10 protein-coding genes are annotated in these 15091 nt (G+C 68.3%); 7 read left to right on the top strand and 3 right to left on the bottom strand.

Annotated features, from left to right (window positions below; genetic code table 11):
* Nucleotides 1–21 precede the first annotated feature (21 nt).
* Both femX and NNW99_RS18930 read left to right on the top strand, forming a co-directional pair.
* Nucleotides 22–1143: a peptidoglycan bridge formation glycyltransferase FemX gene (gene femX, locus NNW99_RS18935; RefSeq protein ID WP_215120323.1), complete on the top strand. Its 1122-nt coding sequence runs from the start codon at nt 22–24 to the stop codon at nt 1141–1143.
* 61 nt (nt 1144–1204) lie between these two features.
* Complete coding sequence (locus NNW99_RS18930) at nt 1205–2236, top strand: alanine racemase (protein WP_215120322.1); 1032 nt, start codon at nt 1205–1207, stop codon at nt 2234–2236.
* Between the two features lie 113 nt (nt 2237–2349).
* Here the strand turns inward: NNW99_RS18930 and NNW99_RS18925 are convergent, their stop codons facing one another.
* Nucleotides 2350–3861, bottom strand: coding sequence for a glycosyltransferase family 87 protein (locus NNW99_RS18925; RefSeq protein WP_215124349.1), 1512 nt, complete (start codon nt 3859–3861; stop codon nt 2350–2352).
* 121 nt (nt 3862–3982) lie between these two features.
* The gene (locus NNW99_RS18920; protein WP_215124348.1) at nt 3983–6244 is read right to left on the bottom strand and encodes a transglycosylase domain-containing protein; all 2262 of its coding nucleotides are present in this window, start codon (nt 6242–6244) and stop codon (nt 3983–3985) included.
* Between the two features lie 768 nt (nt 6245–7012).
* On the opposite strand from NNW99_RS18920, the gene NNW99_RS18915 reads away from it, so the two are divergent.
* From NNW99_RS18915 to NNW99_RS18900, 4 genes are all read left to right on the top strand, one after another.
* Nucleotides 7013–7696: a PadR family transcriptional regulator gene (locus tag NNW99_RS18915; RefSeq protein WP_215120321.1), complete on the top strand. Its 684-nt coding sequence runs from the start codon at nt 7013–7015 to the stop codon at nt 7694–7696.
* A 45-nt stretch (nt 7697–7741) separates the two neighbouring features.
* A complete protein-coding gene (locus NNW99_RS18910) occupies nt 7742–8824 on the top strand; it encodes an inositol-3-phosphate synthase (RefSeq protein ID WP_184593856.1) in 1083 nt (360 codons plus the stop codon).
* A gap of 89 nt (nt 8825–8913) precedes the next feature.
* Nucleotides 8914–10176, top strand: a complete 1263-nt coding sequence (locus NNW99_RS18905) for an MFS transporter (protein WP_215120320.1) — start codon at nt 8914–8916, stop codon at nt 10174–10176.
* Between the two features lie 123 nt (nt 10177–10299).
* Nucleotides 10300–10809: a hypothetical protein gene (locus NNW99_RS18900; protein WP_215120319.1), complete on the top strand. Its 510-nt coding sequence runs from the start codon at nt 10300–10302 to the stop codon at nt 10807–10809.
* A 100-nt stretch (nt 10810–10909) separates the two neighbouring features.
* Here NNW99_RS18900 and NNW99_RS18895 read toward each other — a convergent pair whose 3' ends face one another.
* Nucleotides 10910–12355, bottom strand: coding sequence for a CCA tRNA nucleotidyltransferase (locus NNW99_RS18895; RefSeq protein ID WP_215120318.1), 1446 nt, complete (start codon nt 12353–12355; stop codon nt 10910–10912).
* 291 nt (nt 12356–12646) lie between these two features.
* On the opposite strand from NNW99_RS18895, the gene NNW99_RS18890 reads away from it, so the two are divergent.
* On the top strand, nt 12647–15058 hold the full coding sequence (locus NNW99_RS18890) for a DUF6049 family protein (RefSeq protein ID WP_215120317.1): 2412 nt from the start codon (nt 12647–12649) through the stop codon (nt 15056–15058).
* The last annotated feature ends 33 nt before the right edge of the window (nt 15059–15091 follow it).

Raw genomic sequence — 15091 nt, 5'->3', positions numbered from 1 at the left:
CAGCCCGAGGAGCGCCCCGAAATGAGCCTGACCCTGAGGACCATCAGCCGCGAGCAGCATCTGGCATACATCCAGAGCCTGCCGTCGGCGAGCCACATGCAGGTCCCGGCCTGGGCTGACGTCAAGGCGGAGTGGCGCTCCGAGCACCTCGGGTGGTTCGACGACAGGACCGGCGAGCTCGTCGGTGCCGGCCTGGTCCTCTACCGGCAGCTCCCCAAGATCAAGCGCTACCTCGCCTACCTGCCCGAGGGCCCGGTCATCAACTGGTTCTCGCCGAATCTGCAGGAATGGATCGAGCCGATGCTGGCTCATCTGAAGCAGCAGGGCGCCTTCTCCGTGAAGATGGGCCCGCCGGTGATCATCCGGCGCTGGGAGGCCGCCTCCATCAAGCAGGGCATCCAGAACCCTGACGTGAAGCGGCTGCGCGACATCGAGGCCGACCACATCGAGCCGCGCGCCTTCGAGGTCGCCGACAAGCTGCGCCGCATGGGCTGGCAGCAGGGCGAGGACGGCGGCGCCGGCTTCGGCGACGTCCAGCCCCGGTACGTCTACCAGGTGCCGCTGGCCAACCGCTCCCTGGAAGAGGTCCACAAGAACTTCAACCAGCTGTGGCGCCGCAACATCAAGAAGGCCGAGAAGGCCGGCGTCGAGGTCGTCCAGGGCGGCTACCAGGACCTCGAGGAATGGCAGCGGCTGTACGAGATCACGGCCGTGCGCGACCACTTCCGGCCGCGCCCGCTGTCGTACTTCCAGCGCATGTGGACGGCCCTCAACACCGAGGACCCCAACCGCATGCGGCTGTACTTCGCCCGGCACAACGGCGTGAACCTGTCGGCGGCGACGATGCTGATCGTCGGCGGTCACGTCTGGTACTCCTACGGCGCCTCCGACAACATCGGCCGTGAGGTCCGGCCGTCGAACGCGATGCAGTGGCGGATGCTGCGCGACGCCTACGCGCTCGGCGCCACCGTCTACGACCTGCGCGGCATCTCCGACTCGCTGGACGAGACCGACCACCTCTTCGGCCTGATCCAGTTCAAGGTGGGTACGGGCGGCCAGGCGGCCGAATACCTCGGCGAGTGGGACTTCCCGCTGAACAAGCTGCTGCACAAGGCGCTCGACATCTACATGTCGCGCCGCTGACCCCGCACTCACCCCTCATCCCGCACCTCTGACAGCCACGAGAAAGGTTCCAGGTCCGGCCATGGCGCTCACGCTCTACGTCGACACCGCGCGCTGGCGTGCGCACCACAAGCACGTGCAGGATCAGTTCCCCGGCCTCGTCCCGGTCTGCAAGGGCAATGGTTACGGCTTCGGGCACGAGCGACTGGCGGAGGAGGCCACCCGGCTGGGGTCGGACATCCTCGCCGTCGGCACGACGTACGAGGCCGCGCGGATCAAGGACTTCTTCGGCGGCGACCTGCTGGTGCTGACGCCGTACCGGCGCGGCGAGGAACCGGTTCCGCTGCCGGACCGGGTCATCCGCTCGGTCTCGTCGATAGACGGCGTCTACGGCCTGGTCGGTGCGCGTGTGGTGATCGAGGTGATGTCCTCGATGAAGCGGCACGGCATCAGCGAGCAGGACCTCGCCCAGCTGCACGCCGCCATCGAGAACGTCCGCCTGGAGGGCTTCGCCATCCATCTGCCGCTGGACCGCACCGACGGCTCGGACGCGGTCGAGGAGGTCATCGGCTGGATGGACCGGCTGCGTGCGGCCCGGCTGCCCCTGCACACCATGTTCGTCAGCCACCTCAAGGCCGACGAACTCGCCCGTCTCCAGCAGCAGTTCCCGCAGACCCGGTTCCGTGCCCGCATCGGCACGCGGCTGTGGCTGGGGGACCACGAGGCCACCGAGTACCGCGGCGCGGTCCTGGACGTCACGCGCGTCGCCAAGGGCGAGCGCTTCGGCTACCGGCAGCAGAAGGCGGCCTCGGACGGCTTCCTGGTGGTCGTGGCGGGCGGTACGTCGCACGGGGTGGGCCTGGAGGCCCCCAAGGCGCTGCACGGCGTCATGCCGCGCGCCAAGGGCGTCGCCCGCGCCGGCCTAGCGACGGTCAACCGGAACCTCTCACCGTTCGTCTGGGGCGGCAAGCAGCGCTGGTTCGCCGAGCCGCCGCACATGCAGGTCTCGATCCTGTTCGTGCCCTCGGACGCGCCGGAGCCGAAGGTCGGCGAGGAGCTGGTGGCCCATCTGCGGCACACCACCACGCAGTTCGACCGGATCATGGACCGCTGACCGGCGTGGTGCACTGAGGTCGCACAGCTCAGCGAGAAGGCCGTACACGGGCTCCCCGTGTACGGCCTTCTCGCTGTACGGCCCTTCGCTGTACGGCCCTTCGCGCCGTTCGCTCAGAGCGAACCGCCGGTCGCGTCCCGTTTGCCCCACTGGACCTGAGCCCCGTCGAACCGAGCGGTCGTGTGCCGGGCGGGACGGGCCGCCCGACCGAGGACGAAGACGTCCTCGGCTCCGTCGAGCACTCCACCCGAGGGGTCGTCGTCGCCGGACCGGCGCACCGGATCCCGCTCCGGCATGAAGATGTCGCGCACGATCATGGCGCACAGATACAGCGTCCCCAGCAGATGCAGGGCGATGGCCCAGTGGTAGCCGTCGGTCGGCAGGCCCTTGTGGGCGTCTCCGCTGGTCGTGTACGCGAGGTAGAGCCAGATCCCCAGAAAGTACGCCACCTCGCAGGTCTGCCAGATCAGGAAGTCCCGCCACTTCGGCCGGGCGAGGGCCGCCAGGGGCACCAGCCACAGGACGTACTGCGGCGAGTAGACCTTGTTGGTGAGGATGAACGCCGCGACGATCAGGAAGGCGAGCTGGGCGAACCGCGGGCGGCGCGGGGCGGTCAGGGCGAGCGCCGCGACAGCCGCGCAGCACACCAGCATCAGCAGCGTGGCGAGCGTGTTGACGGTGTCGATGCCGAGCGGGTCGTCCGAGTTCTGGGCCATGATCAGCCAGAAGGAGCCGAAGTCGACGCCTCGTTCCTGGCTGAACGTGTAGAACTTCGACCAGCCGTCGAACGCGAAGAGCATCACCGGCCCGTTCACCACGGCCCAGGCGACGACCGCGCCCCCCAGAGCCGTCCCGAACGCACGCCACTTGCCCGCGCGCCAGCACAGCACCAGCAGCGGCCCGAGGATCAGGAAGGGATAGAGCTTGGCGGCCGTGGCGAGCCCCAGCAGGACGCCGAAGGCGAGGGAGCGGCCGCGTGACCACATCAGCATCGCCGCGGCCGTCAGAGCCACCGCCAGCAGGTCCCAGTTGATGGTCGCCGTCAGCGCGAAGGCGGGCGCCAGGGCAACCAGCAGCCCGTCCCAGGGACGCCGGGCATGCGTACGGGTCACGCAGACGGCGATGACCGACGCGCACACCATGAGCATCCCGGCGTTGACCATCCAGTACCACTGCTCCTGGTACTGGATGGTGCCGCTGCCGGGGGTGAGCCAGGAGGCGACCTCCATGAAGACACCGGTCAGTACCGGGTACTCCAGGTACTGCATGTCCCCGGGGAGCCGGTCGAAGTACGGCACGAGCCCGTCGGCGAAGCCACGCCCCTGGTAGAGGTGCGGGATGTCCGAGTAGCAGGCGTGCGTGTACTGGGAGCTGGCTCCGACGAACCAGGCTCCGTTGAAGCAAGGCGCCTTCTGGACCAGGCCGAGAGCGAACATGCCGATCGCCACCAGCGCGATCACCCGCACGGGAGTCCACCGGGACGTCCCGAGCAGGGCACGCCGCCCCAACGGGCCGCCGATCAGCTCACTGCCGGCCGCGGCGACCTCGTCCTCCTTGGTCGGCCGCACCGGGTCCGGCTCGTGGACGCTCGCTGGCGTCGATTCTGCACTGGGCATGCCGCACATCCTGCCGTACGTGTCTGTCGAAACGCCGAGGGCCGCCGTACCCGAGGGGTACGGCGGCCCATGTTTCACGTGAAACAGCTTCGCGTTTCACGTGAAACACCCAAGCCGGGCGTTCGGTCAGCTACCCCTCGGGGCCTCCGAAGATGCCTCCGTTGCCGTTTCCTCTGCTGTTACCGCCGTTCTCACTCGTATCCGTTGGCGAGGGCGAGGTGCTCGGCTCTCCGCCCGTGCCGCCGTTCTCCGTTCCACCGTCTTCCTCATCGCAGCCGAAGAAGCCACAGGTGTCGGTGGGCGAGGGCGACGGCAGCGTAGGCGACTCGCTGGGCGTGGCGCTCGGGGACTCGGTGGCGGTCTCGCTGGGCTCGACACTGGGAGTCGGCGTCGGTGTCGGAGCGCCCACCGCGTCCTGGATGTCGCCGATCTTCTCGGGCTCCGGGAAGCCGAGGTCGGTCGCGCCCTTCAAGGCGGCCTTCATGTACTCGGTCCACACCAGCGTGGGGACGTCACCACCGTGGATGGACACCTCGCCCGCCGTGCCGTTCATGGAGAGCAGCTTGGCGCTCTTGGGGTCCTCACGGAACATCGCGACCGAGGTCGAGAGCTGCTGGGTGTAGCCGACGAACCAAGCCGACTTGTTCTCGTCCGTCGTACCGGTCTTGCCGGCCGCCGTACGGCCCAGGGACAGCGCGTTCTTGCCCGTACCGTTCTGGATGACGTTCTCCAGAACGTTCGTGACGTTGTTCGCCACGTTCTCGGGCATCGCCTGCGTGATCCTCGGCTTCTCGAAGCCGGGAACTTCCTCCCCGTTGGACTTGACGCTCGTCACCGAGTACGGAGCGGCCTGCTTACCGGAGGCGGCGAACGTCGCGTAGGAGTCGGCCATGCGGATCGCGCTGGGAGTCGACGTGCCGAGCGCGAACGACGCGTTGAGACCGGCGAAGCTGCTGTCCAGGATGCCGGCCTTCTCGGCCAGGTCGGCCACGTTCTTCATCCCCACGTCCATGCCGAGCTGCACGAACGGGGTGTTGACGGACTGCTCCATCGCCTTGCGCAGGGAGATGTAACCCCACGGGCGATCGCTCTCGTTCTCCTGGAAGAAGGGCGTGTTGTCCTTCTTCATGACGTAGGTGCCGTCGTTGTTCCTGATCTTGAGATGGTCGTTGCCGTTGTACTTGCTGAGCGGCGAGAGACCGACGCCGTCGCTCCGGTAGGTGCCGCGCTCCATGGCGGCGGCGAGCACGAACGGCTTCCACGTCGAACCGACGGGGACACCCGAGGTGTCCGCGTTGTTGTTGAAGTGGCCGTTCTCGTACCCCGCGCCACCGTAGAGCGCGACGATCGCGCCGTCCTTGGGCTTCACCGACGCCGCGCCGAACTGGACGTGCTTGTCCAGCTCACGCTTTTCCGGGTCGAGCTTTTCCTTCTCGACCTTCTTCACGGCCTTGGTCAGTGCTTCGACCTTGGCCTTGTCGAAGGTCGTCTTGATCTGGTAGCCGCCCTGGTCGAACTGCTTCTCCGTGATGTTGGAGTGGTTCAGGACGTACTTCTTGGCCGTGTCCGCCAGGTAGCCGATCTGACCGCTCATGCCCTTGGCCGCCTTGCGCGGATCGGGCATGGGGTACTTGCTGATCGCCTTCTTGTAGTCGGCGTCGGAGAGCTTGTTGTCGTTGTGCATCTGCTGGAGGATCCAGCCCCAGCGCTCCTTGGACCGCTTGGTGTTGTCCTTCTTGTTCGCCGCCGGATCGAGGCCGTCGTTACCCGCAGGGTCGTAGTACGTCGGGCCCTTGAGCAGGGCGGCAAGGAAGGCGCATTCGCTCGGCTCGAGCTTGACCGCGTCCTTGCCGTAGTACGTCTGGGCGGCGGCCTGGATGCCGTACGCGCCGCGGCCGTAGTACGAGGTGTTGAGGTACCCCTGGAGGATCTCGTCCTTGGTGAGCTTCGTGCCCACCTTGATCGAGATGAACATCTCCTTGAACTTACGGGTGACCGTCTGGTCCTGGCTCAGGTAGGTGTTCTTGACGAACTGCTGCGTGATGGTCGAACCACCCTGCGTGTCGCCGCCCCGGGCCATGTTCGCCAGTGCTCGGGCGATGCCCATGGGGTCGACGCCCGAGTCCTGGTAGAAGCTCTTGTTCTCGGCAGAGATCACCGCCTGCTGCATGGCCTTGGGGATCTTGTCGATCGTGACGTTCTGCCGGTTCTGGCCACTGCCGGTCGCGATCATCTGATTGCCGTTGGACCAGTAGTAGACGTTGTTCTGCGACCGAGCGGCTGCGTTCTCCTCGGTGGGGACGCCCACCATCGCGTACCCGATGCCCGCCACGGCCACCAGGCTTCCGAAGAAGCCGATGCACAGGCCTGAGACGAGCTTCCAGGACGGCATCCAGCGCTGCCAGCCGTACTTGCCGGCCCGCGGATAGTCGATCATCCGCTTCTTGTCGTACATGGCCGGGCGCCCTCTGCCCCGGCCGGGCCCGGTCGGCCCGCCGGGAGCGGCGCGCCGGCCGCCTCGTGTCGGTTCGGCCGCTCTGCGGCGGCCGCCCCCACTTCTCTGCGCCGCACGCCGGGCATCCGCACGGCCGCCGTACTGGCGCTCCTCACCCCCCGAGTCGTAGGAGTCCGACCCATAGGAGTCGGACGGAGACCCGGTGGCGCCTCGCGGTGCCGCGCGGCGGCCGGAGGACGAGCCGGACTGGCCGCGTCGGGTCGCGGCACGTCCGCCTCCCTGCGGCTGCGGCGGTTTGCGACGGTGCTCGCTCATCGAACGACTACTCCTCGGGCAGGCGCACCCCTGCGCGCCTGGAAACGGCAGCTTGTTTCCGGTCCCCCCGAAGTACGGATGCGGTGGGCTCCGCATTCATCGGTCCCGTATGCACCCGTACTACACCGAAGACGAGGACGCCCTCAGGCGTCCCACGGTTCCCGGTGATGTGCATGGCGCACAGACTACGCACCGTCAAAACCTGCCGAGGACCGAAGTTCACCTCAAATCAGGCAACTCGCGTCTGACGAATCGGTGATGTGACCCCGTTCACCACACCCCCTCTTGTCGCATCCGCAAGGCCGTTCTATCGTCGTGATGTATCGAGTCGATACATCAGCGCGACACATCGGACCGAGACATGGGTACCGCGGGAGAGAGGAGGCGACGATGAGCCGGCGTTCCGGGATCCTCGAGTTCGCCGTACTCGGCCTGCTCCGCGAATCTCCGATGCACGGCTATGAGCTGCGCAAACGACTCAACACATCACTGGGTGTGTTCCGTGCGTTCAGCTACGGGACGCTGTATCCCTGCCTCAAGACGCTGGTCGCCAACGGCTGGTTGATCGAGGAGCCGGGGAACACCACCGAGGACGCCCTCGCCGCCCCCCTCACAGGGCGGCGCGCCAAGATCGTCTACCGGTTGACGGCGGAGGGCAAAGAGCACTTCGAACAGCTGCTCTCCCAGACCGGGCCCGACGCGTACGAGGACGAGCACTTCGCCGCCCGTTTCGCCTTCTTCGGGCAAACCTCACGTGATGTACGCATGCGCGTGCTGGAAGGCCGCCGCAGCCGGCTGGAGGAGCGCCTCGAGAAGATGCGCGTCTCCCTGGCCCGGACCCGGGAACGTCTCGACGATTACACGCTTGAGCTTCAGCGCCACGGGATGGAGTCCGTGGAGCGCGAGGTGCGCTGGCTGAACGAGCTCATCGAGAGCGAGCGGGCGGGGCGGGACCTCAACGGTTCCTCCTCAGGGGAGCCCGCTTCGCGTGACACCACATCTGGAGCGTCGGGCGGCCTGCCCCGGCCAGGGGGCGACCCCCGGCCGGATACGCCCGACGACACCGCCACGTGAGAGCCCCTTGAAGGGCCTCACTCATACACACAGGGAGCAACCGGAATGGGTTCGGTTCGCGTAGCCATCGTCGGCGTGGGCAACTGCGCCGCCTCGCTGGTACAGGGAGTCGAGTACTACAAGGACGCCGACCCGGCGTCCAAGGTGCCGGGCCTGATGCACGTCCAGTTCGGCGAGTACCACGTCCGCGACGTCGAGTTCGTCGCCGCGTTCGACGTGGACGCCAAGAAGGTCGGTCTCGACCTCGCGGACGCCATCGGCGCCTCCGAGAACAACACCATCAAGATCTGCGACGTGCCCAGCACCGGCGTGACGGTCCAGCGCGGCCACACCCTCGACGGCCTCGGCCGGTACTACCGCGAGACGATCGAGGAGTCCGCCGAGGAGCCGGTCGACGTCGTCCAGATCCTCAAGGACAAGCAGATCGACGTCCTCGTCTGCTACCTGCCCGTCGGCTCCGAGGACGCGGCGAAGTTCTACGCCCAGTGCGCCATCGACGCCAAGGTCGCCTTCGTCAACGCCCTTCCGGTCTTCATCGCCGGCACCAAGGAGTGGGCGGACAAGTTCACCGAGGCGGGCGTCCCGATCGTCGGCGACGACATCAAGTCGCAGGTCGGCGCCACCATCACGCACCGCGTCATGGCGAAGCTGTTCGAGGACCGGGGTGTCGTCCTGGACCGCACGATGCAGCTGAACGTCGGCGGCAACATGGACTTCAAGAACATGCTCGAGCGCGACCGCCTCGAGTCGAAGAAGATCTCCAAGACGCAGGCCGTCACCTCCCAGATCCGCGACCGCGAGCTGGGCGAGGGCAACGTCCACATCGGCCCGTCCGACTACGTCGCCTGGCTGGACGACCGCAAGTGGGCCTATGTCCGCCTCGAGGGCCGTGCCTTCGGTGACGTCCCGCTGAACCTGGAGTACAAGCTCGAGGTCTGGGACTCCCCGAACTCCGCCGGCGTCATCATCGACGCCCTGCGCGCCGCGAAGATCGCCAAGGACCGGGGCATCGGCGGCCCGATCCTCTCCGCGTCGAGCTACTTCATGAAGTCCCCGCCCGTGCAGTACTTCGACGACGAGGCCCGCGAGAACGTCGAGAAGTTCATCAAGGGTGAGGTCGAGCGCTGACGCGCCGCCACAAGTCGCTCCTGCCAGGGCTGTGAGGGTCCCCGGGTCGTACGACCCGGGGACCCTCCCCGTATGTGAGGCTGTGCCTCATGGCCGTCGTCCGTGACCTGCGCGTCCTGTTGCGCTTCCAGGGCTTCCGGCGTCTGCTCGCCGTGCGCCTGCTCTCCCAGGGCGCCGACGGCGTGTACCAGGTCGCGCTCGCCGCGTACGTCGTCTTCTCTCCGGAGAGGCAGACCTCGGCCGCGGCGGTGGCCTCCGCGATGGCGGTGCTGCTGCTCCCGTACTCCCTCGTCGGCCCGTTCGCCGGTGTGCTGCTGGACCGCTGGCGGCGCCGCCAGGTCCTGCTGTACGGCAGCCTGCTGCGCGCCCTGCTGGCCTCGGCGACGGCCTTGCTGATACTCAGCCCGGCTCCCGACTGGCTCTTCTACGTCTCCGCCCTGTGTGTCACCGCGGTCAACCGGTTCGTTCTCTCGGGCCTGTCCGCCTCGCTGCCGCGGGTGGTCGACGCCGAGCGCCTGGTCATCGCCAACTCCCTCTCCCCGACCGCCGGAACGCTGGCGGCGACCGCGGGCGGTGGCCTGGCCTTCGCCGTACGCCTGGTGGTCGCGGACTCCGACGCCGCCGTGGTGCTCGTGGCGGCCGGGCTGTATCTCTGCGCGGCTGTGGCGTCGCTGAGCATGGCGCGGGAACTGCTCGGCCCCGACCGGACCTTGGTACGCGAGCGGTTCGGGCTCGCTGTCACGGGCACCGCCCGCGATCTGGTGGCCGGCGTACGTCACCTGGCCGCGCCGGAGCGCAGGGAGGCCGCCTGGGCGCTGGCGGCGATGTCGCTGATGCGGTTCTGCTACGGCGCCCTGCTGGTCATGCTGCTGATGCTCTGCCGGTACGCGCTCACCTCGACCACGGACGACGGGCTCGCCCTGCTGGGACTGGCGTTGGGCGTCTCGGGGGCGGGGTTCTTCGCGGCGGCCGTGGTGACACCCTGGGCCGCGGGGCGGCTGGGGCCGGGCCGCTGGATCGTCGTGTGCGCGGGGGCCGCCGCGCTGCTGGAGCCCGCTCTGGGGCTGCCGTTCGCGACCACCCCGCTGATGGTCGCGGCCTTCGTCCTGGGGCTGACCACCCAGGGCGCGAAGATCGCCACGGACACCATCGTCCAGTCGTCCGTGGAGGACGGTTTCCGTGGCCGGATCTTTTCCGTCTACGACGTCCTCTTCAACGCTTTCTTCGTCGGCGCCGCCGCCGTGGCCGCCCTGATGCTGCCGCCGGACGGCCGATCCGCGCCGCTGGTGATCACGATCGCCGTCATCTACGCGGCAGTAGCGGCTGCTATGGCCCGGTTTGGCCACCAGTAAGTGTCACATCAATGACACAGAGCCACTCCTGACTACTGGGTTGTCAGTGGGGCCCGATAACTTACGTGCGTCTTATCTCGCGACATGTTCGCGTCATTCACCATGCACTAGGGGGACCCCCGAATGACCACTCCGCCGCCCCAGGGCAACCCGTTCGCCCAGAACCAGCCCGCGGGTCCGCCCCAGGCTCCCTACCCGCCGCAGGGCGGCTACCCCCAGCAGCCCGGCCAGCCCGGCTTCCCGCCCCAGGGCGCTCCGTACGCCCCGGTCCCGCCGCAGCCGTCCGGCCGCAAGCTCAGCTTCAAGACCATCAAGAACATCGTGATCGTCATCGCGGTGGCGAGCGTGGCCATCGGCGGCTGGATAACCAGCCGGGACGACGCCAACACGGCGGCCGTCGGCGACTGCATGCACCGCGGCAGCACCAGCGACAACAACCCCGACCTCGAGGTCGTCAAGTGCAGCGACGCGAAGGCTCAGTACATCGTGCTGGCCAAGATCGAGGGCGCGTACCTCACGGACACGCTGGCGTCGAGCAAGTGCCGGTCCGAGGCCAAGGACTTCCAGTACTCGTACACCGAGAGCGGTGACGGCAAGGACTTCCTGCTCTGCCTGAAGGACTACAAGAAGTAAGGCAGACACAGAGAGGGGCGGTGTTTCACGTGAAACACCGCCCCTCGGCTGTCACCTGCGGGGTCATGTTTCACGTGAAACATGACCCCGTTTCACAGCCTCAGCCCTCCTGCTCGGCCCACCACTCCTTGAGCGCGGCCAGCGCGACCTCGTGCTCCATCGGGCCGTTCTCCAGCCGCAGCTCCAGCATGTGCTTGTAAGCGCGGCCGATGACCGGGCCGGGAGCGACGCCGAGGATCTCCATGATCTGGTTGCCGTCGAGGTCAGGGCGGATGGAGTCCAGCTCCTCCTGCTCCTGAAGGCTGGCGATCCGATCCTCGAGACCGTCGTACGCACGCGACAGGGCCGTCGCCTTGCGCTTGTTGCGCGTGGTGCAGTCCGAGCGGGTCAGCTTGTGGAGGCGATCGAGGAGCGGGCCGGCGTCACGGACGTAGCGGCGGACCGCGGAGTCCGTCCACTCGCCGGTGCCGTAGCCATGGAAGCGCAGGTGGAGCTCGACCAGACGTGAGACGTCTTTCACCAGCTCGTTGGAGTACTTGAGGGCCGTCATGCGCTTCTTGGTCATCTTCGCCCCGACCACCTCGTGGTGGTGGAACGAGACCCGGCCGTCCGTCTCGAAGCGACGGGTGCGCGGCTTGCCGATGTCATGGAGCAGGGCGGCCAGGCGGAGCGTCAGGTCGGGACCGTCGTCCTCCAGCGCCATCGCCTGCTCCAGGACGATCAGCGTGTGGTCGTAGACGTCCTTGTGCCGGTGGTGCTCATCACGCTCCAGGCGCAGGGCGGGCAGCTCGGGCAGCACACGCTCGGCGAGGCCGGTCTCGACAAGCAGCGTCAGGCCCTTGCGCGGGTGACGCGACAGGACCAGCTTGTTCAGCTCGTCCCGCACCCGCTCGGCCGAGACGATGTCGAGACGCCCGGCCATCTCCGTCATCGCCGTGATGACCTCGGGGGCGACCTCGAAGTCGAGCTGAGCCGCGAAGCGCGCGGCCCGCATCATCCGCAGCGGGTCGTCCGAGAAGGACTCCTCCGGGGTGCCAGGAGTGCGCAGCACACGCGCCGCGAGATCCTCGAGCCCACCGTGCGGGTCGACGAACTCCTTCTCCGGCAACGCGACGGCCATCGCGTTCACGGTGAAGTCACGACGGACGAGGTCCTCCTCGATGGAGTCGCCGTACGACACCTCGGGCTTGCGCGAGGTGCGGTCGTAGGCCTCCGAACGGTAGGTGGTGACCTCGATCTGGTAGCCGTCCTTCTGGGCGCCGACGGTGCCGAAGGCGATCCCGACCTCCCAGACGGCGTCGGCCCACGGGCGCACGATCTTGAGTACGTCCTGGGGACGGGCGTCGGTCGTGAAGTCCAGGTCGTTGCCGAGCCGGCCCAGCAGCGCGTCCCGGACCGAGCCGCCGACCAGGGCGAGTGAGAACCCGGCCTCCCGGAATCGGCGGGCGAGGTCATCGGCGACAGGAGCGACCCGCAGCAGTTCACTCACCGCACGGTGCTGCACCTGGCTGAGGGCACTGGACGTTTCTTCGTTGGCGTTCGGCACAACAGAAGAGGGTACGTGGCCCGGGCGGCCATGAGCTCCCCCTATTACGCGTGCAGACTCGTCATGCGGACTCGTCATTACGCGTGCGGACTCGTCCGTGAATAGACGCACAAGACCCGCCCTGGAGATGTAAAGAGCCGCTCCCTTCTATACGGTCACATACCGGGCAGGCCGGTGTCGGCCCGCGATCTTGTGGAACGGACCGCGGCACTTCCCCTCAGCGCGCATCGTTACCATGCGTGGACGCACATTCCGACGACCACTGACGACGACAAGGGACGGGCGAAGCGCGTGGCCGACGCGGCAGACTTCCAGGGGACCAGTGCCTCACCTGCCCGCCGGTGGCTGCGGCGCACCGGGGCACTGCTCGCCGGTGCGCCCCTGCTGGCCGGGCTGCTCCAGCTGCCCGCCGCGGCCCCGGCGGACGCGGCCGGACAGGAGGCCCCGCAGGCGACCGGCGGCGCGGGCTCGGTGGCCGTCGCTGTCGACTCGCTCACCCCCACCGCCCCCAGCGACGGGGACACGGTGACGGTGCAGGGCACGGTCACCAACAACGGCAGGCAAGCGGTCACCGACGCCCACGTCGATCTGCGGGTGGGTCCCTCACTCGACACCCGCTCCTCCATCGACGCCCTCGCCAAGAAGAGCAACGACGTCCAGGGCCCCGCCGGCAAGGCGGTCGGCGGCAAGTACAGCGAGAAGTTCTCCAAGCTCACCCCCGGCGTGGCCGAGCCCTTCAACATCTCCGTGCCGGCCGACGAGCTGGACCTCGGCCCGGACGGCGTCTACCAGCTGGCCGTCGCGCTCTCCGGGGAGACCTCCGCGCAGCCCTGGGACCAGGTCCTGGGGGTCCAGCGCACCTTCCTGCCGTGGCAGCCCGAGGAAGCCGGCACCAAGACGAAGACCACGTTCATGTGGCCGCTCACCTCCACCGTCCATATGACGGCGGAGACGGGGTCGAACGAGCAGCAGACACCGGTCTTCCGCAACGACGACCTCGCCGAGGAGATCGCCCCCGGCGGCCGCCTCGACCAGATGGTGTCGCTGGGCAAGGGCCTCGACATCACCTGGGTGATCGACCCTGACCTGCTGGCATCCGTCGACGCGATGACGCGGAACTACGAGGTCAGAGGCGAGGACGGCACCACCACCGCCGGCCGTAACCAGGCGGTCGCCAAGCGGTGGCTCGCCGAGCTCCAGCAGGCCGTCACGGGCAAGGAGGTCGTCGCCCTGCCCTTCGGCGACCCGGATCTGGCCTCCCTCGCCCACAACGGCACGAACGTCACGGGCTCGCTGAGCCACCTCAAGGAGGCCACCGACGTCGTCGAGGACACGGTGGAGACGATCCTCCACGTGAAGCCGTCCACCGACTTCGCCTGGCCCGCGGACGGGGCCGTCGATCCGTCGATCGTGAAGGTCGCCACCTCGGCGGGCGCCGACAAGGTGATCGCCCGCAGTGACAGCCTCCAGGACAACCTGTCGTACACGCCCTCCGCGGCCCGGCCCGTCGGCGGCGGCACCACGGCGGTCGTCGCGGACGCCAGGCTGTCCACGGCGTTCCAGGGCAACCTGACGAAGGCTTCCGCGTCCACCCTCGCCGTGCAGCGCTTCCTGGCCCAGAGCCTGGCGCTCGGCCAGCAGAGCGGCAAGCAGCGCAGTGTCGTCGTCGCCCCGCAGCGCATGCCCTCCGTGAGCCAGGCGCAGGCCATGGCCGAGGCTCTGGGGACCCTCCAGAGCGGGAACTGGGCCGAGTCGCAGGACCTCACGGACGCCGCCAAGGCCAAGCCGGACCCGGCGGCCAACACCAAGGTGCCGTCGGCCTCGGCCTACCCGTCCTCGCTGCGCAACCAGGAGCTGCTGCGGGCCGGCTTCGAGCAGATCGCGAGGACGCAGGGCAAGCTCGACAGCTTCAAGGTGATCCTCACCGACCAGTCCCGGGTGGTGACCCCCTTCGGGCGGGCGATGAACCGCGAGATGTCCACGTCGTGGCGTGGCCGGGGCGTCGCGGCAGTGGGATACCGCGACGGCGTCGAGTCGTACCTCGACGGGCTCACCGACGGGGTCAAGCTGATCGAGAAGTCGGAGACCAAGCTCTCCGGCCGCAGCGCCACCATCCCCGTGACCGTCCAGAACAACCTGGTCCAGGGCGTCGAGCACCTGCAGCTGCGGCTCACGTCGAAGAACCCGACGCGCCTGAAGATCGGCGACGACGCCTACGAGGAACAGCGCGTCACCGTGAACGGCGGCCACAGCCAGTCGGTGAAGTTCACCACGTCCGCCAACGCCAACGGCCGGGCGGAGGTCGTCGCCCAGCTCTACACGGAGGACGGCCAGAAGTACGGCGCTCCCGTCACCTTCGACGTGAAGGTCACCGAGGTCACGGCCACCGTGATGCTGGTCATCGGCGGCGGTGTCCTGCTCCTGGTCCTCGCGGGCTTCCGTATGTACACCCAGCGCAAGCGCGCCGCCGCCCGCGAAGCGGACACGGACGAGGACGGCCCCGCCGAGCCGGACGACGACGCCGACAGCCCGCAGGGCCCGGCCGGCGCTGCGCAGAACCCCGAGGCCCCCGGCGACCGTCTCCAGCAGAAGACGGAGGCCGGATCGCGGGCTGAGGGCCCGGAGCAGCCGAGTGACCCGGCCCCGGACACCGCAGCGGAAAGCGCCGACCCGTCCGGCACGGGTGAGAGAGTGGACCGTTAGATGTCGTGGCCGGTGGGCCGGGGACGATGAGGT

The sequence above is a fragment of the Streptomyces sp. CRCS-T-1 genome, assembly GCF_024442335.1.
Classification (GTDB): Bacteria; Actinomycetota; Actinomycetes; order Streptomycetales; family Streptomycetaceae; genus Streptomyces; species Streptomyces koelreuteriae.
This window is presented reverse-complemented; position numbering and strand designations above follow the sequence as displayed.